The 23,713-nt window shown below is 33.1% G+C and carries 40 protein-coding genes and 1 tRNA gene; 31 read left to right on the forward strand and 10 right to left on the reverse strand.

The window, feature by feature from the left end:
* The first annotated feature begins 228 nt into the window (after positions 1–228).
* Positions 229–870 (forward strand): redox-sensing transcriptional repressor Rex, encoded by a 642-nt coding sequence (locus tag J7E16_RS05515; RefSeq protein WP_214889651.1) that lies wholly within the window; start codon positions 229–231, stop codon positions 868–870.
* 264 nt (positions 871–1,134) lie between these two features.
* Here J7E16_RS05515 and J7E16_RS05525 read toward each other — a convergent pair whose 3' ends face one another.
* On the reverse strand, positions 1,135–1,788 hold the full coding sequence (locus J7E16_RS05525) for a CPBP family intramembrane glutamic endopeptidase (RefSeq protein WP_214889653.1): 654 nt from the start codon (positions 1,786–1,788) through the stop codon (positions 1,135–1,137).
* A gap of 345 nt (positions 1,789–2,133) precedes the next feature.
* Here J7E16_RS05525 and groES point away from each other — a divergent pair, with 345 nt between their 5' ends.
* Together groES and groL are read left to right on the forward strand one after the other, a co-directional pair.
* The gene (gene groES, locus J7E16_RS05530) at positions 2,134–2,418 is read left to right on the forward strand and encodes a co-chaperone GroES (protein WP_214889656.1); all 285 of its coding nucleotides are present in this window, start codon (positions 2,134–2,136) and stop codon (positions 2,416–2,418) included.
* A gap of 51 nt (positions 2,419–2,469) precedes the next feature.
* Positions 2,470–4,095, forward strand: a complete 1,626-nt coding sequence (gene groL / locus J7E16_RS05535) for a chaperonin GroEL (protein WP_214889659.1) — start codon at positions 2,470–2,472, stop codon at positions 4,093–4,095.
* Between the two features lie 547 nt (positions 4,096–4,642).
* Here groL and J7E16_RS05540 read toward each other — a convergent pair.
* Positions 4,643–4,963 (reverse strand): hypothetical protein, encoded by a 321-nt coding sequence (locus tag J7E16_RS05540; protein ID WP_353049865.1) that lies wholly within the window; start codon positions 4,961–4,963, stop codon positions 4,643–4,645.
* Positions 4,964–5,374: 411 nt separating this feature from the next.
* Between J7E16_RS05540 and J7E16_RS05545 the strand changes: the two genes are divergently transcribed.
* Positions 5,375–5,458, forward strand: a tRNA-Leu gene (locus J7E16_RS05545).
* Positions 5,459–5,554: 96 nt separating this feature from the next.
* On the opposite strand, the gene J7E16_RS05550 is transcribed toward J7E16_RS05545, so the two are convergent.
* From J7E16_RS05550 to J7E16_RS05575, 6 genes are all read right to left on the reverse strand, one after another.
* Positions 5,555–6,736, reverse strand: coding sequence for a tyrosine-type recombinase/integrase (locus J7E16_RS05550; protein ID WP_214889662.1), 1,182 nt, complete (start codon positions 6,734–6,736; stop codon positions 5,555–5,557).
* Between the two features lie 156 nt (positions 6,737–6,892).
* The gene (locus tag J7E16_RS05555; RefSeq protein WP_214889665.1) at positions 6,893–8,398 is read right to left on the reverse strand and encodes a DUF8451 domain-containing protein; all 1,506 of its coding nucleotides are present in this window, start codon (positions 8,396–8,398) and stop codon (positions 6,893–6,895) included.
* Positions 8,399–8,709: 311 nt separating this feature from the next.
* On the reverse strand, positions 8,710–8,907 hold the full coding sequence (locus J7E16_RS05560) for a hypothetical protein (protein ID WP_214889667.1): 198 nt from the start codon (positions 8,905–8,907) through the stop codon (positions 8,710–8,712).
* A gap of 54 nt (positions 8,908–8,961) precedes the next feature.
* Positions 8,962–9,615, reverse strand: coding sequence for a hypothetical protein (locus J7E16_RS05565; protein ID WP_214889669.1), 654 nt, complete (start codon positions 9,613–9,615; stop codon positions 8,962–8,964).
* Positions 9,616–9,678: 63 nt separating this feature from the next.
* Positions 9,679–10,110 (reverse strand): ImmA/IrrE family metallo-endopeptidase, encoded by a 432-nt coding sequence (locus J7E16_RS05570; protein WP_214889671.1) that lies wholly within the window; start codon positions 10,108–10,110, stop codon positions 9,679–9,681.
* A gap of 3 nt (positions 10,111–10,113) precedes the next feature.
* The gene (locus J7E16_RS05575) at positions 10,114–10,503 is read right to left on the reverse strand and encodes a helix-turn-helix domain-containing protein (protein WP_214889674.1); all 390 of its coding nucleotides are present in this window, start codon (positions 10,501–10,503) and stop codon (positions 10,114–10,116) included.
* Between the two features lie 145 nt (positions 10,504–10,648).
* Between J7E16_RS05575 and J7E16_RS05580 the strand changes: the two genes are divergently transcribed.
* From J7E16_RS05580 to J7E16_RS05590, 3 genes are all read left to right on the forward strand, one after another.
* Positions 10,649–10,870: an XRE family transcriptional regulator gene (locus J7E16_RS05580; RefSeq protein WP_214889677.1), complete on the forward strand. Its 222-nt coding sequence runs from the start codon at positions 10,649–10,651 to the stop codon at positions 10,868–10,870.
* A gap of 122 nt (positions 10,871–10,992) precedes the next feature.
* On the forward strand, positions 10,993–11,721 hold the full coding sequence (locus J7E16_RS05585) for a Rha family transcriptional regulator (RefSeq protein ID WP_214889680.1): 729 nt from the start codon (positions 10,993–10,995) through the stop codon (positions 11,719–11,721).
* A complete protein-coding gene (locus J7E16_RS05590; RefSeq protein ID WP_214889682.1) occupies positions 11,722–11,880 on the forward strand; it encodes a hypothetical protein in 159 nt (52 codons plus the stop codon).
* Between the two features lie 27 nt (positions 11,881–11,907).
* Here the strand turns inward: J7E16_RS05590 and J7E16_RS05595 are convergent, their stop codons facing one another.
* Together J7E16_RS05595 and J7E16_RS05600 are read right to left on the reverse strand one after the other, a co-directional pair.
* Positions 11,908–12,147 carry a DUF1883 domain-containing protein gene (locus tag J7E16_RS05595; protein ID WP_214889683.1) on the reverse strand — a complete coding sequence of 80 codons (240 nt, stop codon included), beginning with the start codon at positions 12,145–12,147 and terminating at the stop codon, positions 11,908–11,910.
* Positions 12,148–12,190: 43 nt separating this feature from the next.
* The gene (locus J7E16_RS05600) at positions 12,191–12,415 is read right to left on the reverse strand and encodes a DUF2188 domain-containing protein (RefSeq protein ID WP_214889684.1); all 225 of its coding nucleotides are present in this window, start codon (positions 12,413–12,415) and stop codon (positions 12,191–12,193) included.
* 150 nt (positions 12,416–12,565) lie between these two features.
* On the opposite strand from J7E16_RS05600, the gene J7E16_RS05605 reads away from it, so the two are divergent.
* The 24 genes from J7E16_RS05605 to J7E16_RS05715 all read left to right on the forward strand — a co-directional run bounded on the left by J7E16_RS05605 (position 12,566) and on the right by J7E16_RS05715 (position 23,602).
* Complete coding sequence (locus J7E16_RS05605; RefSeq protein ID WP_502756790.1) at positions 12,566–12,781, forward strand: helix-turn-helix domain-containing protein; 216 nt, start codon at positions 12,566–12,568, stop codon at positions 12,779–12,781.
* Position 12,782: 1 nt separating this feature from the next.
* A complete protein-coding gene (locus tag J7E16_RS05610) occupies positions 12,783–13,079 on the forward strand; it encodes a hypothetical protein (RefSeq protein ID WP_214889685.1) in 297 nt (98 codons plus the stop codon).
* A gap of 55 nt (positions 13,080–13,134) precedes the next feature.
* Positions 13,135–13,365 (forward strand): hypothetical protein, encoded by a 231-nt coding sequence (locus J7E16_RS05615; protein ID WP_214889686.1) that lies wholly within the window; start codon positions 13,135–13,137, stop codon positions 13,363–13,365.
* Positions 13,346–13,501, forward strand: a complete 156-nt coding sequence (locus J7E16_RS05620; RefSeq protein WP_214889688.1) for a hypothetical protein — start codon at positions 13,346–13,348, stop codon at positions 13,499–13,501. Before J7E16_RS05615 ends, J7E16_RS05620 begins: the two co-directional genes overlap by 20 nt.
* A gap of 15 nt (positions 13,502–13,516) precedes the next feature.
* Entirely contained in the window at positions 13,517–14,458 is a 942-nt protein-coding gene (locus tag J7E16_RS05625; RefSeq protein ID WP_214889690.1) for a DnaD domain protein, read from the forward strand.
* 146 nt (positions 14,459–14,604) lie between these two features.
* Positions 14,605–15,201: a Holliday junction resolvase RecU gene (locus J7E16_RS05630; RefSeq protein WP_214889691.1), complete on the forward strand. Its 597-nt coding sequence runs from the start codon at positions 14,605–14,607 to the stop codon at positions 15,199–15,201.
* A 26-nt stretch (positions 15,202–15,227) separates the two neighbouring features.
* Positions 15,228–15,431 carry a hypothetical protein gene (locus J7E16_RS05635; RefSeq protein ID WP_214889693.1) on the forward strand — a complete coding sequence of 68 codons (204 nt, stop codon included), beginning with the start codon at positions 15,228–15,230 and terminating at the stop codon, positions 15,429–15,431.
* An 18-nt stretch (positions 15,432–15,449) separates the two neighbouring features.
* Entirely contained in the window at positions 15,450–16,139 is a 690-nt protein-coding gene (locus J7E16_RS05640) for an NUMOD1 domain-containing DNA-binding protein (RefSeq protein WP_214889695.1), read from the forward strand.
* A complete protein-coding gene (locus J7E16_RS05645; protein WP_214889697.1) occupies positions 16,139–16,318 on the forward strand; it encodes a hypothetical protein in 180 nt (59 codons plus the stop codon). Before J7E16_RS05640 ends, J7E16_RS05645 begins: the two co-directional genes overlap by 1 nt.
* The gene (locus J7E16_RS05650; RefSeq protein WP_214889699.1) at positions 16,315–16,578 is read left to right on the forward strand and encodes a hypothetical protein; all 264 of its coding nucleotides are present in this window, start codon (positions 16,315–16,317) and stop codon (positions 16,576–16,578) included. Before J7E16_RS05645 ends, J7E16_RS05650 begins: the two co-directional genes overlap by 4 nt.
* A 74-nt stretch (positions 16,579–16,652) precedes the next feature.
* Entirely contained in the window at positions 16,653–16,829 is a 177-nt protein-coding gene (locus J7E16_RS05655) for a DUF6877 family protein (RefSeq protein ID WP_214889700.1), read from the forward strand.
* Positions 16,830–16,997: a hypothetical protein gene (locus tag J7E16_RS05660; RefSeq protein ID WP_214889701.1), complete on the forward strand. Its 168-nt coding sequence runs from the start codon at positions 16,830–16,832 to the stop codon at positions 16,995–16,997.
* Position 16,998: 1 nt separating this feature from the next.
* The gene (locus tag J7E16_RS05665) at positions 16,999–17,514 is read left to right on the forward strand and encodes a DUF1642 domain-containing protein (RefSeq protein ID WP_214889703.1); all 516 of its coding nucleotides are present in this window, start codon (positions 16,999–17,001) and stop codon (positions 17,512–17,514) included.
* Positions 17,514–17,777, forward strand: coding sequence for a hypothetical protein (locus tag J7E16_RS05670; protein ID WP_214889705.1), 264 nt, complete (start codon positions 17,514–17,516; stop codon positions 17,775–17,777). The genes J7E16_RS05665 and J7E16_RS05670 overlap by 1 nt, the downstream gene beginning before the upstream one ends.
* The gene (locus tag J7E16_RS11510; RefSeq protein ID WP_285439377.1) at positions 17,774–17,902 is read left to right on the forward strand and encodes a hypothetical protein; all 129 of its coding nucleotides are present in this window, start codon (positions 17,774–17,776) and stop codon (positions 17,900–17,902) included. Before J7E16_RS05670 ends, J7E16_RS11510 begins: the two co-directional genes overlap by 4 nt.
* A 151-nt stretch (positions 17,903–18,053) precedes the next feature.
* Positions 18,054–18,557 (forward strand): single-stranded DNA-binding protein, encoded by a 504-nt coding sequence (gene ssb / locus J7E16_RS05675; protein ID WP_214889707.1) that lies wholly within the window; start codon positions 18,054–18,056, stop codon positions 18,555–18,557.
* Positions 18,558–18,572: 15 nt separating this feature from the next.
* Positions 18,573–19,280: a putative HNHc nuclease gene (locus J7E16_RS05680; RefSeq protein ID WP_214889710.1), complete on the forward strand. Its 708-nt coding sequence runs from the start codon at positions 18,573–18,575 to the stop codon at positions 19,278–19,280.
* Positions 19,281–19,285: 5 nt separating this feature from the next.
* The gene (locus J7E16_RS05685; RefSeq protein ID WP_214889712.1) at positions 19,286–19,726 is read left to right on the forward strand and encodes a hypothetical protein; all 441 of its coding nucleotides are present in this window, start codon (positions 19,286–19,288) and stop codon (positions 19,724–19,726) included.
* Between the two features lie 232 nt (positions 19,727–19,958).
* On the forward strand, positions 19,959–20,297 hold the full coding sequence (locus J7E16_RS05690) for a hypothetical protein (RefSeq protein ID WP_214889714.1): 339 nt from the start codon (positions 19,959–19,961) through the stop codon (positions 20,295–20,297).
* Positions 20,294–20,635: an HNH endonuclease gene (locus J7E16_RS05695; RefSeq protein ID WP_214889716.1), complete on the forward strand. Its 342-nt coding sequence runs from the start codon at positions 20,294–20,296 to the stop codon at positions 20,633–20,635. Before J7E16_RS05690 ends, J7E16_RS05695 begins: the two co-directional genes overlap by 4 nt.
* Positions 20,636–20,799: 164 nt before the next feature.
* Entirely contained in the window at positions 20,800–21,324 is a 525-nt protein-coding gene (locus J7E16_RS05700) for a phage terminase small subunit P27 family (protein WP_214889718.1), read from the forward strand.
* Between the two features lie 11 nt (positions 21,325–21,335).
* A complete protein-coding gene (locus J7E16_RS05705) occupies positions 21,336–21,623 on the forward strand; it encodes a hypothetical protein (RefSeq protein WP_214889720.1) in 288 nt (95 codons plus the stop codon).
* Positions 21,624–21,710: 87 nt separating this feature from the next.
* Positions 21,711–23,393, forward strand: coding sequence for a terminase large subunit (locus tag J7E16_RS05710; RefSeq protein ID WP_214889879.1), 1,683 nt, complete (start codon positions 21,711–21,713; stop codon positions 23,391–23,393).
* An 11-nt stretch (positions 23,394–23,404) separates the two neighbouring features.
* Entirely contained in the window at positions 23,405–23,602 is a 198-nt protein-coding gene (locus J7E16_RS05715; RefSeq protein WP_214889722.1) for a hypothetical protein, read from the forward strand.
* Positions 23,603–23,713: the final 111 nt, after the last annotated feature.

A 23,713-nucleotide genomic window follows, 5' to 3' on the forward strand; every position in this document is an offset into this window, starting at 1 on the left:
TACAATCCATTAAAAGCTAACTATTAAGAAGCTGATTCACAAAGGTTCTTGTGAATTTTTACAATATAACTATTAGTAAGTATATTGAAATGCATAGAATTAAAAAAAAGTGCTAGTATTATACCGAAAAAATGATATAATAAAAAAGTCAGTTAGAAAAAGATTGTGAAGAAAAAAATATAACGAATTGTTTGTGAAAAAACAAGTGACCGATGGAGGAAAAAAAGAATGGTAGAAAAGAAAATACCCAATGCAACAGCTAGACGATTGCCTATTTATTATCGCTATTTGCGATTCTTATACGATTCCGGAAAGGTACGTGTTTCTTCAACTGAATTAAGTGAAGCTATCAAAGTTGATAGTGCAACGATTCGAAGAGATTTCTCTTATTTTGGGGCTTTAGGAAAAAGAGGATACGGATATGACGTTGAAGATTTGATGAATTTTTTTAGTAAAACACTTAAACAAGACCAGTTAACGAATGTTGCTCTTATTGGAGTAGGGAACTTAGGTCGTGCTTTATTAAACTACAACTTCCATCAAAGCAATAACATGCGTATCAGTGCAGCTTTTGATATAAATGAAGAAATCGTTGGAACCATTTTAAGTGGTGTACCTATTTATCACATGGACGATATGATCGAACAATTAAAAGTTCAACAAATTGAAGTTGTTATTATTACTATTCCATCAACTGTAGCGCAAGCAACAGCTGACCGATTAGTTGAAGCAAATGTTAGAGGCATTTTAAACTTTACTCCATTTAGAATTTCTGTACCAGATACTGTAAGGGTACAAAATGTTGATCTAACAAATGAACTTCAAACGTTGATTTACTTCTTGGATCATTACGAGTCAACAAAAGAATAGTTGAATGAAAAAGGAAACAAACTTTTTAAGGTTTGTTTCCTTTTTTTAGTTTATAGTAAACTTCAAGTATTTTTGAAGCCCTAATAAAGTAACTTGTAGAAAATAGGACATAAAGTACAGAGAAAAATGTCCAACCAGAGTTACCTACAGAATCAATAGCAAACCAGATGAAAACTCCCGACATCAAGTAGGTAATGATGATTTGTGTTATAAAATTACGATTTTTTATCAATTAAAAATTCCTTTCTAATATTTAGTGATCCATCAAAAGAAGGTCACTAACATAACTAGTGTGTTCATAGCAATATGGGTAATAATTGGGGTAGCAATATTTTTTGTCTTACTATATAGAAAACAAAAAACGAAAGACATAGCAGAATAGAGTAAAATATGTCCATCAAAGTGCATAAAAGCAAAGGTAAGCGAACTGATCACCGCAGCACCTATTCCACCTGTAATATCGTATAGGAAACCAAAAATCACTTTTCTAAAAACAAATTCTTCCATGATCGGTCCCATAATAGAAACAATGATCATATAGATAGGATAGCTTTCTACAATCAAAAGAATATTTTGCGTATTAGTAGAATCGATTGGAAGTCCCAATACCAAAATCTCAATGATATTTGCAAAATATTGCGTTAAAAGTACCAAAGGTATCCCAACAACGATCCCCCAGTAAAAAACACTTTTTAAGGGTAAGGATGGACTTGAGGTCAACGAATTTTTTATGTTGGATTTCCGATTCAGTAAAAGCATAGCAACTGCTCCTAAAGAAAAACTGATTATCGTTCCATAAATCGAAGCTTCTGTTTGAAGATTTTTTGGAGCTGCCGAAATGATGAGCACTGGTAGAAATTGTGCTATCAGATAAAACAATAGCATTGAAATCGATGTGTGACTGACTATTTTTTTCATTGTGATCAAAACCTTCTTTTTTCGAAATAAATGATTCTCATTTTTACATAGTTTAGTAAATAATTTTATCAGTACACGATAGAAAGCTCACTAATAAAATAATAGGAACCAACTCAAATTTAACTAAACTGAAAATAACTTCGCTTTATAGTATACCATAAAAGGAATACAACATATAGAAGACAAAAAATCCTTTTCGATAAAAATGATGTGATCAAAAAGGAATTAGAAGTGAGATGAAAATTCTTGCATTCTTTTCTATATTTGTTATTATAAAGAAGTAGTTTAGCACTTGGATTGTCTGAGTGCTAAAATGGAAGAAATAATTTAGACGGAGGGATTTACGTGTTAAAACCATTAGGAGATCGTGTCATTATTGAAGTTGCTAAGGAAGAGGAAAAAACAATCAGCGGTATTGTTTTACCGGGTTCAGCGCAAGAAAAACCTCAAACAGGATCAGTCATAGCTGTTGGGGAAGGTCGTATTTTAGAAAACGGCTCAACAGTAGCAGTGTCAGTAAAAGTAGGAGATACTGTGCTATTTGAAAAATATGCTGGAACAGAAGTGAAATATGACGGGAAAGAATATTTAGTGGTAAAAGAACACGATATCGTAGCAGTCATAGATTAAATAAAATAAGCAAAAACTTGAACAAACTAAATTAATGAGGTGAAGGAAAAAATGGCAAAAGATATTAAATTTTCTGAAGACGCTCGTGCATCAATGTTACGTGGCGTAGACATTTTAGCTGATATTGTTAAAGTAACATTAGGACCTAAAGGAAGAAACGTTGTTTTAGAAAAATCTTATGGCTCACCATTGATCACAAATGATGGCGTTACGATCGCAAAAGAAATTGAATTAGAAGATCATTTTGAAAATATGGGAGCACAACTTGTTTCAGAAGTGGCTTCTAAAACAAATGATATTGCTGGAGACGGAACAACAACAGCGACTGTATTGACTCAAGCAATCGTTCGTGAAGGCTTAAAAAACGTAACGGCTGGAGCAAACCCTGTTGGGATTCGTCGTGGGATCGAATTGGCTACAAAAGTTGCGGTAGAAGAATTGTTTGCTATTTCTAAACAAGTAGATTCAAAAGAATCGATTGCTCAAATTGCTGCTATTTCTTCAGGAAATACCGAAACAGGTGAATTGATCGCAGAAGCAATGGAACGCGTTGGAACAGACGGTGTTATTACGATTGAAGAATCTAAAGGGATCGAAACAGAACTAAGCGTAGTTGAAGGAATGCAATTTGATCGTGGTTACCTATCACAATATATGGTAACAGATAACGACAAAATGGAAGCTAACTTAGAAAACCCATATATTTTGATCACTGATAAAAAAATCTCTAATATTCAAGAAATTCTTCCATTATTAGAACAAATCTTACAACAAGGACGTCCATTATTAGTTATCGCTGATGATGTTGATGGAGAAGCACTTCCTACATTAGTCTTAAATAAATTGCGTGGAACATTTAATGTTGTAGCTGTTAAAGCTCCAGGTTTCGGCGATCGTCGTAAAGCGATGCTTGAAGACATTGCTATTGTAACTGGCGGAACAGTTATCACTGAAGACCTAGGTCTAGAATTAAAAGATACAACTATTGAACAATTAGGACATGCAAGTAAAGTAGTTGTGACAAAAGATGCTACTACGATTGTTGAAGGTGCCGGCTCAACTGAAACCATTTCACATCGTGTAGCTTTACTTAAAGCTCAAGCAGCTGAAACAACTTCAGAATTTGACAAAGAAAAATTACAAGAACGTTTAGCTAAGCTTTCTGGTGGAGTAGCTGTTATCAAAGTTGGAGCTGCTACTGAAACAGAACTGAAAGAACTTAAATTACGTATTGAAGATGCTCTAAATGCAGCTCGCGCAGCTATTGAAGAAGGAATTGTTTCAGGTGGTGGAACTGCCTTAATCAATGTTCAACGTAAAGTTTCAGAAATTGAAGCAACTGGCGATGAAGCGACTGGTGTGAAAATTGTTTTACGTGCTCTTGAAGAGCCTGTTCGTCAAATCGTCACAAATGCTGGTCTTGAAGGTTCAGTAATTGTTGAGAAATTAAAAGGCGTTGATTTGGGCGTAGGGTATAACGCGGCTACTGATGAGTGGGTAAATATGATCGATGCTGGTATTATTGACCCAACTAAAGTAACTCGTTCTGCTTTACAAAATGCAGCAAGTGTTGCAGCTCTATTGTTAACAACTGAAGCAGTTGTTGCAAACCAACCAAAACCTGACGCTCCAATGGGCGGAATGGGAATGGATCCTGGCATGGGCGGCATGATGTAACCCTATTATCTTAAAACGAATAAAATGATAAGGTTGGGATATAACCAGCCGAGAATAGGAAAAAGTATCTGTTTATCAGGAAACTGATAAACAGATACTTTTTTTGTTATATATCGATTATTCAATACATGGTGTTGGTGTTTTAAAAGAAAATTTCTTCTGGAATAACGGATTTGCTTGTGGAGAGCCATGGAAACGCCTGAAGCCTAAAAAGCAAGTCTTCCAGGCTTCCAAGCCTCAAACAAAGCTTAATCGCTAAAGCGTTAAGGATTTGTAATTCGCATTGGATTCTTTACATGGCTACAAGCAACTCCTATTCCGACAGAAATTTCAAGTGAGTGATCAAACTGAACTGTTGACACCAAAAATTATAGACCCTAAATATTTGAATCATAAAATATTTAGGGTCTATTTTTGTTGTATAGTTTTACATTTTTATGCTGACGAGGCTACTTTTAGAAGTATCTTTAGAATGAATAGCTAGATAGGCAAATAGGCTTGGACGTATGTCCAAGCCTCATGGAATAAATTATTCCAGTATGAGCGTTTATCCAAATTCTAACTCGGTCATCATTTCATCTAAGTTTTCTAAAGCTTCATTTTTTTCAATAAAGTCGATCCAAGATTGATAAGGGTCAGATGAATTAGTTTTGATTGATATTTTAAACTTATTGTAAATACTTGTAGCCATGTCCGTCCACATTTTGTCAACAGCTCGCTCTAATTTTGCTTCATTCCATCTTTTTGCGGGAGCTCTTCTGGCGTTTCTTCTTATCTGGTCTTCCATAGCTTTTTCAAAAAAGATACTTTTACTTCCCAAATTAGCGTTTAAAAATTCTTCAAATTCTTTGAAATTCAATTTTATCACCTTTCTATAACTCGTTTTTTAAACCTTAATACCTAGTTCTGTCGATGAATTTATATTCTTCATGCCTTTATAGCATTCTTAAAAAAGCATAGTAGTTACCTTTAATCATACCATAAAGCATAAAGCAATAGAAAGCTTTCGGAAGGTAAAAGTACCTATTGAAAACAATTAAATAGTAGAATGGTTATCCTTTGATGGATCCCAGTTCAAACAAGAAGGAGATTTCGTTTTTAGTCATAGAATGGAGAGCTTCATAAACCCAACAAATATAACTTCAATCCTTTTATAGTAATATATCCTCTCATAAAAAAATGAGGCTCGGAATTTTTTTGGACTTTTTTTAAATATGGATTATCAGATAATCTTTACAATCTTTCAAAACGTTGATATAATAATAGTTGTTGTTAAAAGGCGGCCGTGGCGGAATGGTAGACGCGTCAGCTTGAGGGGCTGGTGGGAGTTTCTCCCGTGGAAGTTCGAGTCTTCTCGGCCGCATTGATATATCAAGGTTTACGAGACATCTAAGGAGTTCTAATCTTCTTAGATGTCTTTTATTTTGAAAAAGTTACGATAAAGTTCCGACTTAGAAAATTAATATCTATTTGGGTGTAATATTGAAGAAGTTTGCTCCATTACTTTAATAGCAGATTCTTTAGTAGCGTGAGTGTAATGTTTCGTCATTGCTTCATCTTCATGGCCCATAAAATCCCTAAGCGATTCTCCTTCAACTCCAACGATATCTGAAGCACTAGCGAATAAATGTCTAAGCATATGTGGGTGCATCTTAATACCACACTTTTTTGCTACGATTTTCATTGCATCATTCATTTTATCCATGTGGACAGGCTTACCTGTTTCTGCATCAATAAAAATAAAGTCATCTTGATGCATTATAGTATTCAAATTTCTCTTAATTTCTTTAGCGTAATCAATTTGAGTCTTCAACAACAAGGATCCATATGAATCTACTATGATTATTCGTTCGCCCTTTTCAGATTTAGGTTTATTACCTTCTTTGTATTTCTTGGTTCTAGAAGTAAATAGATCAACTTGAGCAATTTCAACACCATCTCTTTCAAAGAAGTGAATGGCGTTTAATTTTATCCCATATATTTCACCACGTCGTGCGCCATAAGTTCCCAGATAAATCATAGTATATTTGTCTTTAGAAAGAATTTTTCTAGCAGTCTCCATGAACGTATAGTAATCTTCAATATTTACGATTTTTTTCTTAGGAGTATAGCTCTCTTTTTTTAAGTTGACCTTGAGTAACCTATTTTTATCTAAGTAATCTTCAGCGACTGCATCATTTAATACAGACATAAAGACTCTATGAAATCCAGATATTGTTTCCTGACTATAATCATGTTCTTTATATTGATCATTGATCCAGTTTTGGTAATCAATTCTTGTGATTTCAGATAGCTTTTTATTTCCAAATGGTTCAACTACTTTATTGAACCTATAGTCGTTTGTTTCTAGCGTATTAGCGTTCCAAAGAGATGCTGCTAATTTAAACTCTTTCATTTTTTCGTAATATTCGTTCAAGGTAAACTTTTTGATAGACCTTAAATCATCTAATAAATCATTTTCAATTTTATAAATCCAATCATTATAAAATGACTTTGCTTCTGTTATACTATTTAAACCAGCTTTTGAGAATTCTTTCTTTTCTCCATTTATTAAAGTACTGAAGCGTATTTGATATTTAATTCCTTTTTTTGTTTCGTATCTAAAAATATTTTGATGTTTTGTTTTAATAGTTTTTACCATTTTTATTCTCCTTTCGATCGCCGGGCGGGGCTTACAAAAAGAGGATGGTTTCAACTTCTTTTTTATGCTAATATAAATTTAAGACAAAAAGACCTTTAGTAGAGGCTCATAATCTTTGCACCACTCAAACTTTGGTCGGGGAGAGTGGTGCTTTTTTTATTTATTTACATAATACTCTTCTAATTGTTTGTATGCATGTTGCAGTTGAGCAATATATTCTGATGTAGACTGCTTAAGTGAATATTTAGTTGATCTACCTTTTCCGTCTTGTTCAATTAAATCATTTTCTATTAATGTTTTGATAGCTTGATCAAAGTAATATTTTGAAATATCTAAATTTTCTCGTATCTGTGAACTTGAAACAGACAGTAAATTTTTAAGTACGAATCTTAAAATTTTCTTTTCATTTTCACCTAGATTGGGATGAGAATCTGCTATATCAAGTTTCCATAATCGTATAGTTGTTTTATAAGGATCTATTTTTATATCAGGGAGCTTTAATTTGTTTTTTTGAGCTGCTTGAAATATCTTAGGACCACCAGAACCAGCTCTCTCGCATAAGCCTACTCGTCTAAATAAGGTAACAATAGTATTATTTCTTGGTTTTGAATCACCACCTCGTACAAATTCTTCAATAGAAATTTTCATATTACCTGGATTAGAGAATAGATAGTATCCTTCATATGTTTCAATTTTTATAGCCTCATTGTGATTGTAATCAGCGTGAATTAGAGCATTTGCTAAACTTTCTCGTAGCGCTATTTCAAAATCACTAGTTACGCTTGATCTTGATAAATCGCTATCTAGATGAAACTCTTCAGAAAGTGTTATCTTTAATTTTTGAAGTACAATTCTAAAGAAATCGAAAACATTTATATTAGGGTAGGAAGGGTCACCTGTAGCAACTCTATCAATCCATCTATCACTAGACATAGCTTTATTTTGGTAATCTAAATGAAAATGGGGTATTAAATCTGTTATGGAATTATATTTCCCAAAAAATAACAACCCACCTACAGACAATTTGTATTCTCCTGAAGAACTATTTCTATCTTTTTTATAGGCACCTACTTCAATTAGTAAGTCTTCAATAGGCATTTCAATAAAACGCGAATTTTCATCTTCTCCAATTAATATTCTTCTATATTCTTCAATTGAAGTTCTACTTAGATCTTTTATACCATAGTTGTCCAGCAACTCATTATCAAGGTCATCTTTAGAATTTCTAATCATATATTTTAATTCCTCTTCAGATGCATGTCGATCAGTTTCGTATTCGCGCATATATGTTTTCTTTATATTTTGGTTAATGTATATAGGTTTCTTATTCTGAGGGGCTTGTGGAACAACTATTTCAATTACTTTTTTACCATTGAAAATTTTAACATTAACGTTATCTTCATTTATGCAGTTAAAGTTTACTTTTTGTTTATTATTTAAACTTGTAAATAGTTCTGATAAAATCTTATCTTCATTATTAACGCCTATAATTTCGAAATGCCCTCTTTCTCCTTCTGCTATACCTAAAACTACGATGCCTCCATCTGTATTCGCAAAGGCGGAGTATGTCTCCCAAAAATCTTTAGGTAAGGCGTTTTTCCCTTCTTTATATTCAATATGTTTTCCTTCTTTTTTTAATGAAAATTTTCTTTCTTCAGACATGTTATAACCCCTTAGCGTTTTTATTTCTACCGATTAAAATATTGAAATAATGTTGACATATCGATGTTTAATAAAAAAATCTACTAATTAAAGAATATTTTCTACTGATTATTTTATTATTTAAAGCAATTAAATATTGATAAAGGTATTTTCTTAAATATTTAACTGTATGAAGTTTTCTTAGTATTGGACACATAACTAACCGTCGAAAGTAGGGGAGTGTTCTTTTTTTATTCTGAATATATTTTCTTATTCATGTAATAAAACGACATGCAATAATTAACCTAATTAGATTCAGAATTTTATTCTGCCTATTTTTTACTTGTAGGTATTAATACTTCTATGCCAGACTTAGTTTTACCTATAGTATTATCATACTTATCTACATATATAGAATCAAAAAAGGGTGCAACAATACCGCCTACTTCGCGATAATCATCATTTGATAAGTCATCATAAGTTTTGTATTTTTTTGTTATGTCAAAAGGTATTATTTTTTTATCAGGCATATGATCACTCCTTTTGTTTAAAATATTAATATCATGAAAATATTTATGTTTAATTTATTTAAAACTTACTTCTATTGGTTCAGATTCTAAAGGAGCATACGACTCAGCATTTGCTATTTCAAAATAAAATTTAATAGAATCAACATTAGCATGAGGGATAGAGAAATGTGATAACTGATCAGATGCTTTGCTACCTGCCTCAAGATAAAATTCTTCATCTTCTGTATAAGATTCTTTTGAAATTTGTTCCCCATCAGATAAAACAATTTTATCAATAATAGTATTACTTACTTCAAAATCATTTTTATTTTCGATAGAATAAACCACTTGTAAGTCATAACCTTGATTTCCTTCAAACCCATATGAAATACTAGCATCTTCTTGTGCAATTTCCGGAATGTTGGTGAAGTTTATAATTTTTATTTCACTAACCGTTACAAAAACTCCAGTAGCAACTTCTACTTGATTACCAGGACTAGCTATTTTTTCGAGTTGTAATTTTCCATAGGATTCATCATTTATGTACTGTCCAACTTTTAACAAAGGTCCATCAATTACTAAATTAGGGTCTGTTTCTACCGAACTTGTAGTTTCAACTAATGTTGCAATTGATGTTTTCTGTGCAGCTTCCTCTGAATTATCCACACCACATGCAACTAAAAAAACACCACTCAAACCAACTATAGCCAATAATTTAAACTTCGTCATTTTAATTCCTCCTAATTACTATGTATTGAAATTTTTTTAAGCGTAAATAAATCTTATTTTGCTTCATATACCTAATATCATTTTAGAACTTTCAGGAAAACCATAAGAATTTTTGAGTTCATCAAATGATGCAGGCAGAGATGAATTGATTTCTATGAATTCATTAAACAAAATAAATGTAGCAAAAGAATTAGCTTCCGATTCCATTTTACTTTTAGCAACCCTATTTGAAATGTAATAACTGGATAAGGATGTGTGTTCTAAAGCATGATATAACTCGTGAGCGCATACAAAAAATCTTTCGTTACTTTCGCTCAAATATTCGTTTAGAAGTATAATTGGCGATTCATATACATAAGCAACTTGACCAAGGGGACTTTTTCCAAAAGGGACGTATTTAATTTCAATATTTAAAGCGTTGGATATAACAAAGGGATTATATGAACCACATTTTAAGTATAACTCTTTGATAATTTGTGCATATCGGTGATCCATAAATTATTTATCCTTTCTTTGTTTATTTTTCTCCCAAAATATACCTGTTAAAACATCTTTCACTCTTTGTTTTTCTTCGTCAGTTAATTCTTCGCCTCCATAAGCCATATTAACATTATTTTCTAGCATTTCTTTTAGATCCAAAATATCGTTTTCATCTGCCCAATCTGGAGTAATATCATCTCCATCGATAATAAAACTTATAGAAACACCAAATAAATCAGACATTCTTTGAATAGCACCCATACGTGGTACTTTTAATCCCGTTTCCCAGTTAGAGATGGTCTGTTTAGAAAACCCAATTCTATCCGCTAATTCTTGCTGCGTCCATCCAAATCTTGAACGCAGCAAGGTGATTTGTTGTGGTATTTTAGTTTCTATTTCGTTAGTCATATTGTCGCCCCTTGTAAGAATTATAATATATGATTAGTATAACCCAAAGTGTTAATATTACAACAAAAAGTTAAAAAGAAGTTATATAAAGTTGTTGACTATAACTGTAAGTTATATTATTATTATATATATGGAGGTGATAATAATGCTGAGAATAACTTTGGAAGCTGCAAGGATTAATGCAAAGCTAACCCAAAAAGAAACTGCAGAAAAGCTTGATGACATATTAAATGAGAAAGTCACCAGACAACGTGTGGCTTATTTTGAAAAAAAACCCGAAGAAACTCCTATTAAATATGCAGATGCATTTAGTCAAATCTACGACATTTCTAAAGATCATATTTTTTTTAACTCTAAGTCAACTTAAAGTTATACAAAAAATAAATTCAGGTAAGAAAAGTAGCAGTAAAATTTCAAAAAATAAAAAAATGCTTCAAGTTATTGTAAGTAACTAGGAGCAGTAAATAAAAATAGAGAAAGGAAAATAGCATGAATAATTTAGTAATTATGAAGAACCACAAAGCGGTAACTACTTCAGTAAAAATTGCTGAAGATTTTGAAAAAGACCATAAACATGTCATGAGAGATATAAGAGAATTGGAAAAAGATATGCCCAATTTTGGACTTATGTTTTTTGAAGGTTTAGAACCAGATTATTACAATCGTGATAGAAAAGTTTACTACATGAACAGAAAAGGTTTTGTGCTTTTGGCAATGGGATATAACGGTAAAAAAGCATTGACTTTTAAATCAGATTATATTGATGCATTTGATCAAATGGAAGATCACATTAAAAGTAATCAGATTCAAATTCCAAAAGATCCATTCATAGCTTTGAAATTAATGTTTGAAGCAACAACGCAGAATAAAGAAGAAGTGGAAGACGTTAAAAATAGAGTTGTAAATTTGGAAGAAAATGTATCAATTGATCCAGGTAAGTACAACTACATTGGTAGACGTATTTCTCAAAAGGTTAGACAAGTAGGTAAGGAAAGAAATTGGACCATGAATAGAGAGCAAGCAGCTTTACTTTATAAAGATTTGAATAAAGCGGTAGCTGAGGTATCTGGAGTAAGAACAAGGTCCCAATTAAGAGAAAAGCATTTTGATGATGTGATGGACTTGATTGATAATTGGGATCCTTCAACAGCAACAAGGATGCTTATCCATAACTTAGAAAATGTAGAGGCCTTTCCAATAGCAAAGGAGGGCATTTAAATGGAGAAAAAAGTAGTTACAACAAATGTAGATAATGTGTTGATCGAGAACATAATTGAATTAGTAAAGGAAAATGGATTGACAATTACTAATACAAAAGAACTGATGCAAAAAGTTTATTCATACATGGAGGATAACGCAGAAATTAAAAAAGACTAACTAACTTTCGTTAGTAGCCTTTCAAATTTAAAAGAAGCTGTAGCGATATTCACCACCATTTTTAACAACTAAATAAAATCTGCCAATGCCATTTGCAGTAATAACAACAGGGGTCTGAGTGTAATGACCACCAGAATATTGAAAACGTTGACCAGATTTATATTTTTGGAAATTAGATTGATTTACTAAAAAAACATCTGCAGCATTCTTTAAATGGACTTTTACAGAAACCGTACCTGTACTTTCAACATAAGGAACTTGAACCATGAATTAAAATCTCCTTTCATTAAGTTTTTGCTTAAATATAGCACTATCCTTTTGGTGGAAATGGATCATTGCCGTAACTATCTCTACTTTGAATTTGTCCGTTTTTACCATGTATAAGTAATTCAGAGTTTTGATTTTTACTGATTTCTCTAGCTTGATTTACAGCTTCAGCTTTAGTTTCAGTATGTTTTGTGGCTTTAGAGTTATTTTCACCTCGAACATTCCAACCACCATTAGGATCAGGTACTACATGTTGGTTCTTTCCCATAATTTTATTCACCACTTTTCATTTTGATTTTAAATATATTGGAAGGAATCAATTTTGGCGAAGACGTTCCTTACAAAAACAATATACCACATTATATTGTAGTAATCAATAAAGTGACCACTATATATAGTGGTTTTTGGAGGTAGAACTATGAATTTGTGGGAAAAAATAGACAATCATATAAAAGAAAAAAATTTAACTATTTATGAACTGACAAAAAAGGCTAATATTGCTCAAAATACTCTTTACGAACTAAAGAGTGGAAGAGCAAATGATTTAAGATTCAGCACAGTTTGTAAGATAGCAGATGCATTAGAAATTAGTTTAGATGAATTTAGAACTGAAGATAAACCAGAGGAGGGATGATATGCAAATTCAATTTGATTCCATGTCTACCAACAAATTCTTTGAATGGATGGCTAGTAAGTTCTTGGAAGTGTCATTACCTCAAATTAAAAATTCAATTGAAACTAAATACAGTGATGATGAGTTGCTAACTAAGAAAGATTTATGTGAAAGAATCCTTAAATGTGATACCAAAACCGCTGATGAGTTCTTTTTATACAAGAAAGGTTTTCCTTTCGTTGAGTTTGGAAAGAACGGTAGACGGTATCCAAAAAGGCAAGTAGAAGAGTGGATTCGAAAAAACACTAAATTTAATTAACTGCCGGGCGGGCAAAAAAAGAGGTATTAAATATTCAGTTTGAAAGGAACCTAATATGAGCAAACAAACGGATAAAATCAAACAAGCAAATAACTTTTTACTAAAGTCAGAACAAAAGATGTTAGGCACTTTGCTAAAAGTAGAAAGCACATGTATGAAGGTCGTTCAAATTCATAGAATGGCCTTCTCAAATAAAGAGTATAAAAGTCAACAAGTACAGCTAGCAGAAGAAATATTAGAAACTATTGACAAAGGGTGGGAATCGAATGAACATGCAGATCATTAAAAAGCTGATTATCGCAAGCAACATGTACTTTTGGGGTACAGAAGAAGTAGATGAAGTAAGCAAGTTTTGGTACGGCTTATTCGCATTAGGATCACTTTTTAGCTTAGTAATTTTGATTTTAGTTTGGTTAATTTAAAAGGAGGAAATAAAAATGGAAGACAAACTAAGAACTGAAGGAGTGCTATCTCTAGGTTATGGAATCATACCTAAACTAGTCATGAAGGATAAGGACCTAACTGTAGAAGCAAAGGCTATATATGCTTACATAAGCTCTTATGCAGGTAACGGATCATCAGCATTTCCAAGTGTAAGTTTAATTTGTTCAGACCTAGATATAGGGGAGAACAGATTTCATAAGCACAAGAAGGTTTTGATTGAAAAAGGGTACATTGAAGTTAAGCGAGAACGCACTAATAAAGGTGCTTGGGGTAGTAATGTGTATACGATTAATAGTGTTATTAATTATCAACCAACACTTCAAAATGACGTGATGGTTGAACCAACACGTCAAAACCCATGCATGGATAACCCAACGATGGATAGCCCATGCATGGATAATGACGTGACTAATAATAACAGTCTTAATAATAACAGTTCTATTAATAACAGTTCTATAAATAAACAACAACAACCCGCTTCAGAAAAACAGCCAAATTTCATCACTACCTGGGAACAAACCGGATTTGGTATGATTCCACCTTTGACAATTGAGAAATTAGAACATTGGGTAACAGACTTTGAAGGTAATGAATCAATCATTGTTAAAGCAATTGAAGTTGCAAGCGATCAAGGAGTTAGAAAATACGCATATGTAAATACAATCTTAAAAAACTGGGAAGTCAAAGGTGTTAAATCAATTGAAGATATTGATGCTTTAGAAAAGAAACGTGAAGCTGAGGTTCAAGCTAAGAAAGCAGTATCTATAAATAAATTTAACAAAGCACCATTAAGAAAAGAAACATTACCTGATTGGGCAAAAGATGAAAATAAAAAAATTAAAGAGACTCCGATGAGTGAAGAAGATAAAAAAGAATTTGAGGAACGCTTAAAGAAAATTCAAAGTTTTAAAAGTCCTATTGCAGGCAATAGATAACCATGAAATATGTTTATTATTGCTCTTTAGATGGCGCAGTCCACCACTTCACAAGAATACTTGAAGATGATTATTGTAAAACACACAACTTGATCCTTGTAAGAATAATTAAATCAAAAAAATCTTAGAAATTGAGAGGTAATCAAATGAGTATAGATAGATTCAATGCAAAACATTATCCGGATCCAACGGCCCATGCAGCATTAACTAAATTCAAAAATCCTAAACGAGTCATAAAAGGCCGTCAATCAAAAGCAAAAGGAGCCGCATTCGAATCATACATTGATGCAGCATTAGAACGTTATAGAAGATTAGGAATAGCAGATATTCAAAAGACACCTGAGCCAATGAAGCCATTAAGACAAGTACCAAATCAACCAGGTAAATTTATCGCAGTCTTTGTAAAACAAGCACAAGCAGATTACAAAGGCATCCTGATGGGCGGTAAATCAGTCATGTTTGAAGCAAAACATACAGATACAGCAACATTGCCTTATGGACGACTTTCCATAGAACAAATTGATAATCTGAGAAGTTACGACAAATTCGGAGCTGTTTGCTTTATCCTGGTGAGCTTTAACTTCAAAAATTTCTATCGCGTACCTTGGGTCAATTGGCGAGATATGAAAGAACTATATGGTCGTAAACACTTAAAAGAAAGTGATTTACAAGAATACAAAGTGAAATTTGAAAATGGTACCATCAATTTTATTTATAAATCAAACAAGAAGGAATTGAATTAATTGATGTAGCTGAAGGAGATAGAATAATGGTTTTATCAGTAAAAGAAATGAAAGAGACGCTAACAGATCATCTAATACTTAATATCTATACTCCGGTAACATCTTATGCAATTGATGATGAGCTTCAAATGGATGCTAAAAACGAATTTGGATCGACAGATTATTTTAGAATCACACCAAAAGGCGAAATCAAAGTATTTAAACATGCTATATGGAATACCATAAATTGATTATCAGGAGGATGGCCAATGCAAAATACACATATAAATGTTGATAGAAAAATTGAAGTAGCTGACGTTACTGTAGGCGACGTAGTAGAATGTACTACCTCGAAAGGAACGTTCAAAGCAAAAATTGATATTATTTATGATTTAAGTGCTGTAGTTGAAATTGGTAAAAGAGAAAAGACGGTCGTTCAATTTAAAAATATGAGCAAAGATGGTAAAAAAATAAAGATTTATAAAAAACTTTTAAAAAGAACGCATACTAAACCAAATCAAACTGCTAATCACCACTCTATTTCGAAAGAGAAAGTAAAAATTATATCAAAAAGACGGGTTGAACAATGGACCATGGATGGTACATATATTGGTTCTTTTGAATCGATTACTGCAGCAAACAATCATTTTGATAAACCAAAATCAGGAATAGGCCATTGTTTAAGAAAATTATCCAATTCATCAATGGGTTACAGATGGAAGTATTCAGGTGAAGAGTTTACGAAAATAGAACCTATAAAAAGAGATAACGCTCATATGCGTAAAAGTGTTTTACAAATCAAAAATGGTTTAGTCATCAATGAATATGCATCAATTAGAGAAGCTGCAAAAGCATTAGGAATAAACCCAAGTACTATTACTGCAGCGGCAAAAAAGAAACAAAAAACTAGTGGTGGGTTTGAGTGGGAGTACAAAGCTAATATGAACTGGAAAAATTGATGAAACAATATGCGGTATACAAAGGGGAAGACCTACTAACAATGGGGACTGCAAAAGAATGTGGTGAAGAATTGCACGTCGATTCTAAAACTATTTATTTCTATGCTTCTCAAACACATAAAAAAAGGAATAAAGGAAATCGAATGGTAGCCACTCTATTGGAGGATGATGAGGAATGAATCATAATTTCGATACAGTACTACTTAATGAAAATTGGACATTTAAAACGCAAAAAATTGGCGATGCTAAAAACATTTTAGTCAATGATAAAAAACAAACATACAGCTATGAAGAAATACTTAAAGTTGTAGATTTGGCAAACAGTATGGAACGTCGACAATATGGATGGGATGTAAAGTTTGATGATGGACAGCATAAAAAACTGTTCATTCGTTCAACACAGATAGAAAAATGTAATCATACTACGCGCAGCAAGTAAACAATTTTCGAATGGATTGACCTAATTTATGACATGGATGTTAAACAGATTAATTTATTTTAGGAGGAATCAAAATGACAGCATTAGAAGAAATAGCAAGTATAGCTCATTTGCTACCTCTTGAAGTATTAAAAGATGTTAATCAACGATGCATGGACTGGATGGCTCCAGGTGGTAAAGAAGATGATCCATATATCCATCAACAGTTAAGATTTGCTAAAAGATTTGTAAAAGGTAAGGAGGGTAAATAAATGGAATTTGTTAACTTTACTGGAGAAGAAACAGAAAAAGAATTTTTGAAAAAATGTTTAAAACAATGGGAGATATCTATTGAACAAGCTCCAGTTCGAGCTTTAATGCAATTAGGGTCAATGTTTGCAGAAGTGAGACACCGGGTTGCTGAATTGGAGGAGAAATAAAATGAAAAAGGATAAAGAATGGTTGAAAACCGTTGTGAAAAAAGAAAGAAATATGGCTAGAGAATTATATGCAGAAGATGTATATAATATCGTCCTAGATATAATCGACCAATTAGACGAACCAAAAATACCAGTGATTCCGCAGTTTGATGGTCATACCATTGAACCAGAACCAGAGAAGCTGTATAGAGTTAAATTTGCTAAAGCAATAAGAAGTAGTAGAGAAATGTATTTAGAAAAGAATGATGAAGAAGGCGGAAATTATTCAATCGATTGGAGTGAAAAAGAATTCATAGAAAATGAATACCCTGATGTTTATTTATTCACTGAAAAAGAAATCAAAGCGATTGATGAACGTTACTGGGCATTTGCAGAAGAGGTATCCAATGAAAATCACTCAATTGAACAACCAAAAACACGTCAAGTACTCGTTAAATTCTTTGATAATGAAGAATATAAAACCGAATTAACTGAAGATGCAGCAAGAGAGTTAATCGAATTCCTGGAGGCTAATTGATGAAAAAAAAAGTCATAAACAGTTTATTCTCTATACTCCCAGCAATGCTTGTAATAATAATGCTGGGGTCAATTATTTACCTTTTAATAGAAAATACGCGCCAAACCTTTGTTATAAACTCGAGTGAGTATGCTTTAGAGAAAAAAGTAATTGAATTAGATGATGTCAGAAATGAATTAGTTGAATCACAAAACCTAGCTCATGGTTATAAATGGCAATTAGATTTAATAAATAAAGATGAAGGATGGGGTGGGGATGAATGATAAATGAAAAAGAAGCAGCCCAAGCAATAGGTATAAATTTAAAAGGAAAAATTGGTCAATACTTCTGTAAACATAAAAATACGCAATGGTTTGTCCAAGAGGCAGGATTGTTTCATAACATCTAAGGTGAGAAACGTTACCTCTATTGCGTTGATTGTGGTAAGTACATAAATGAGTACTTTGCTGAATATGAAGGGTCTGGTTTTAAATAGTCTTGAATAGTGAAGCAGTAATTAACTAGGAAGCAAAAAGAAACGTAAAAGTAGGAGGACATAAATGATTAATAATGTGGTATTAGTTGGAAGATTAACAAAAGATTTAGACTTAAGGTACACATCAAATGGAACAGCAGTAGCAACCTTTACTATGGCAGTAAACAGAGCCTTCACTAATCAAGAGGGCAAGCGTGATGCAGACTTCATCAATTGTGTTATATGGCGCAAAGCAGCCGAAAATATGGCAAACTTCACACATAAAGGTTCTTTAGTTGGAATTGAAGGTACTATTCAATCAAGAAGCTATGACAATCAACAAGGACAAAGGGTATATGTAACAGAAGTCGTACTTGGTTCATTCTCTGTACTTGAAGCAAAGAACAAGGATTATAATCAACAATCATCTAATCAAACTAATAATCAATCTAATAGTTATTCTAATAATAAATATGGCGATGAACCAAAATCGAATCAATCAACTAATATTGATGCATCAAGTAACAGGGATCCATTTGAACAATCAGGGCAGCCAATTGATGTGAGTGATGATGATTTACCGTTTTAAAGTGAGGTGCAGGTAATGGAAACGAAAGTGGAAAATGCAAAGAACATCCTAGCTAAAGTAACAGCTACTCGATTTAACAAAGAAGGCCAACAAGAAATTATGATAACTCTAGATGAATCTATTATTGGTTATCAATTAGAACGTTATACGAACGGAATAGGAGAGCTGTATGGTGAGTTTACATTATTTGACAACCGAATCATCACTGCTCAACAAAGAAAGAAGATACATGCTATTTTATCCGACATAGTGAAGAGCACAAGCGGGATAAAAAATACTTATGATGTTGAATCGATTAAAGAAGATATGAAATTGATATTCTGCGATTTGAAAGGAATTGATGACTTCAGCACCAGTGAGTTAACAGGTAGCTGTACAGTAACTATAGCAAGTGAATTCATTACTTTCCTTTTAAATTTCTGTTTAGAATACGGCGTACCTTTATCTGATCCTCCAGTTGAGTTAGCTGAGGACCTTAAGCATCAATTGATTAAATGTTTATACGAAAGAAAGTGTGCTGTTTGTTGGAAGCCGGGTATGGTTTATCAGGTAAGCACTACAGGAGCAAAGAAAGTAGAAGGTAGACATGAATTGATGTGCCTATGCAATGATCACTATCAAGAAGCAGAATCAATTGGACACAAAGCATTTGCAAGTAAGCAGCACGTCTTAGGGATATTGATGAATCAAGAGCAGTATATGAAACTAAAAAATAAGAGGTGACTGTATTGACTGACAAATTCAAAGAGCTTGAGGTTAAACTATCTAAATACAAATGGTATTTAAAAGAAGCAAAGTTGATAGAGTTATCTATTCGTCATCCTTATCAACTGAATGATGGTAATGTTGGTGGAGGTAAATCATCTGGAGGAGATACGGATGGGGCATTGAGAACACTAATTAAAATTGATGAGAATGATGATCTAAATGAGTACGTTATGATTGGACAAACGATTGAAAGAACCTTTGCTGTGCTTCCTGAGCACCTACAAGAAGCTATGATGGAGTTCTACATAAACAGGAAGGGCCACTATAGAGGTCATCCTAAGCGTTGCGCTGCTAAGTTGAACGTAGATGTAAAGACTTTGTACCGTTGGAGATGTGAGATTATTGTAGAGTTTGATAGACAATCATCAAAAGATGCCCGAGTTCGCCCGAGTTCTCCATGAATGAGGTGGTATAATTGTATCGTTAAGAGAGCGTAGGAAATCACATTATTCCATTTAATTATTCGATATGTCTCTCTTGAGCAAGTAGGATAAAAGGCTACGAGATTCAAACGTTGCGGTTCGATTCCGCAATATCCTATTCATATGTTAAAGGACATTCACTTATGTGAGTGTCTTTTTGCTTCTAAGATGCAAATGGACTATTTATATTTAAGTGAAAGGAGGTAGTGGTATGAAACAACCACAAGATCGTAAGCCGAAACAAACTAAGCCTAATAAGAAACAACCAACTCAGCATGAATACCTAGAGCTGTTGAAGTCTATCCGCGAAGAGAAAGACTTAGATCAACTGCAAGATCTATTCTTATCTATCTTCTCTATGTATGGATTAACTACTGATGAAGTTGCTGCATTGTTATTCAGCACTATGAGAGCAATACTGCATGAAGGTGCTAATAAGAAGATGCTTGCGGATAAGTTTAACATTGATATAGATTCATTAGGAGTTGAGGGTGTACTTCAAGTACAACGTGCTCTGTTAACTGCCTACCTAGATAAGGTAGCACAATGAAGCCCCAGCGCTTAGTAGTAGTCAATGGACGCAGAGTGTTGGTTGATCATGATTCCCGTAAGGAAGAGTACAGCGACTACAATAAGACAAGGTATAAGTATCAACCAGAGATCATCAAGTTCTATAACTCAAGAGCTTGGAAGAACTTAAGTAAGCAAACACTTAACGAGGAATACTATGTGTGTCGTAGATGTGAGGGAGATGCAACGCTTGCTGACCACATCATACCAGTAAGAGTGGACTGGTCTAAGAGGCTTGAGTGGTCCAATACTCAACCATTATGCTTTGATTGTCATGCAATCAAGACAAAAGAAGATAAAAAGAAATATAATCTATAAAATATCTATTTTCAAAGTGGGGAATTTTAACGTATATGGGGCGAAATTGGGGACAAGTACCCCCTTTTCTTTTTAACGGCCATGGTTTTTGGTTTTAAAAATAACGCTGCTCCTTTCCGTGACCAAAATTCCCTTTTTGAAGATTTTTAAGGAGGTGGAAAAGGATGTCTGGACGGAAATTCAAAGTCGTTGAAAACAATAAAAAGAACTTTACAAAAAATGAGATTGCAGAACGAAAAAAGTTGCAGGAACAAGCTTCAGGCGGTTTGGATGAATTACAAAAGTCAGCTCCTCGACACCTAAATCCTATTGCTAGGTACGAGTATGAAAGAGTATGGGAAGGTCTTAGTACCCTCCCTGTAAAAAACTTGGATAGAGCAACTTTAGAATTGTATTGTACATGGTACTCACTTTACCGAGAAGCTGAAAAAGATGTGAATGAAAATGGTATTTTTATGACTGCTAGTTACATGAATGAATCAGAGGACAGTAATGGGAATTGTCAAAGAGAATTAGTTAATTACATTGATAAGTCCAAAAAGAACCCTGCTGTTGGAGTTATGAATGATGCAAGTAGCAATTTAATAAGATGTGCCAGCAACTTAGGATTAAATGTTGATAGTCGGATGAGAATTCATGTACCGCAAAAAGAAGAAAAGAAACAAACTCTTAAGGACATGTTTGGATAGGAGATGAAGAAATGAACTTTAGAGGAAATATTGATGAAGAAGCAAAAAAAATATCTCGAGAAATTGATTTGAAAATTCAAACATTGATCTTTTACCATTTTAATATTGTTGCAATTAATGAAGTAGGAATGATCACAAAAGAGTTTTTAGATATTGCTCCAATGTTAGAAATTAATAAGAAAGAGTTTGTTCAAGATTTTCAAGATATTAAAAACGGAATAATCACTATAAGTTACGATTTAGGCTTTACTAAAGAATCTATAGAGGACGTTAAAAATTATTTGTCAAATAAATCTTAAAAGGAGCATGTGTATGTGTTAGAAACAGAAATTAATTATAATGACATTCCTAAAAGTTTAAGGGATCCCACTTATCTATATGCAAGAATGGTTTTAGATGGAAAGCTTTTAGCAAGTTTAAAAGTTATAAAAGCAAGTCGGAGACATTTGAGAGACTTGTTGAAGATGTCGGATGATAGCTTTCCATTCACATATGTACCTGATCACCCTAAAAAGGTAGTAGGGTTTTTAGAAATACTTCCCGATGTTAAAACAGGAGAACCTTACCCATTAGCATTATTCCAAAAATTCATTATTGGAAATATCTATGGATGGAAACATAAGAAGGATCAGTCACTAAGGAGATTTAAAAAAGCATTTATTAGCATGGCTCGTAAGTCAGGTAAAACAATATTGGTCGCTGGTATCATTCTTTATGAATTGTTGTTTGGTCAAAATCCAGCGTTTAGTAGACAGATATTTTGTACAGCAAATGATAAGAAGCAAGCAAAGATTGCTTTTGAAATGGCAAGGAAACAACTAGATGCGTTACGAGGAAAGTATGAAGACATACGGAAAATGACTAAGCGAGTTCGTGAAGAACTAAAAAACTTAGACGACGAATCATATGTAATGCCTCTTTCAAAAGAAACAGGAGCGGTCGATGGTTTTGAACCTTATCTTGGAATACTAGATGAGTATGCTGCTTCTAAAACTACAGAAATGATTGAACTACTTGAATCAGGTCAAGGACAACTAGATAATCCATTAATCTTAATCATTTCTACTGCAGGTAATAACTTGAATGCTCCAATGCATACTATAGAGTATCCACGAGCAGATAAGATATTAAATGGAGAAATAGAGGATGAAGAGTATTTTGCTTTTATTGCTGAACAGGATTCAGAAAAAGAAGTAGAAGATGAGAAAACCTGGATAAAGAGTAATCCTATTTTAGAAGTTGAATCTCTTTACAATAAAGTAATGACCTATCTTAGAAAAAGATTGCGTGTTGGTAAAGAAACTGGCGAACTAAACAAGATATTGATTAAAAATTTCAATATGTGGCGGCAAGCTAGTGAAGAATCCTATATGTCTGGTAATCAATGGCAGACTGGTTTTGTAGAGAAAGCTCCAGATATTACAGGTAAAGATACTTGGTTTGGTGTTGATGTAGGCCGTTCAAGTGACCTTATGTCTATTAGTTGGTTAGTTAGGATGGATGGTTACTGGTATTCCGATAGTTATTCTTTTATTGCAACTAAATATGGGCTAGATACCAAAATCAAACGTGACGGTGTAGATTATATTCGTTTATCAGAAAAGGGCGAATGTGAAATAACTGCATTAGAGAGTGGCGTTATTGATTATGATGCTGTTTATGATTGGCTAGAAAACTTTGTGTTCAACCATGAATTAAATGTAAAAGTAATTGCATATGATCCTTATCAATTTGGTCATATTCTAACAATGATTGAGAAGTATCGCCCAGAATGGCCAATGGCAGAAGTACGTCAAGGAACAATGACTTTATCCATGCCTACAAAACAACTAAGAGACGATGTTATGAATGGGAAAATGAAACATAACGGCAATGAATTATTGACTGCAGCAATTAACAATGCGGTCACTAAATCAGATAATAATGGATTAAGAATTGATAAGGATAAAAACAGCAATAAGATTGATCCTATAGATGCTTTGCTTGATGCATTTGCTATCTGTTATACGTTGTTAAACAACTACACCATTGATGATGATTACGTCATGAGTGATGACTTTGGTTTTTAGGAGGCAATTAAATGTTCAATTTAACATATATTGAAAGTCTTGAATTATTGGTATGTGCTGTAGATGTTGCTCCAATGAAAAAGGAAACAAAAGATTCTATTCGCACAGAATCACAAGAAAAAACTGGTATTCAAAAAGTATTGGTTATTGAAAGGAGTTTTGAGGTTGTTGAAAAAAGTGAAAAGCATCTTGAAATTTCTTCTTCTTAACATCCATACAATATTTTTATTTGTCGGTGTCGCATTTATTGTGGTAGCGGCTTTTTTGTATAGTGAAATATCAGGATATTTGGCATTAGGTACTTCTCTAGTGTTAATAAG

It is taken from the genome of Carnobacterium sp. ISL-102 (assembly GCF_018612935.1).
Taxonomy (GTDB): Bacteria; Bacillota; Bacilli; order Lactobacillales; family Carnobacteriaceae; genus Carnobacterium_B; species Carnobacterium_B alterfunditum.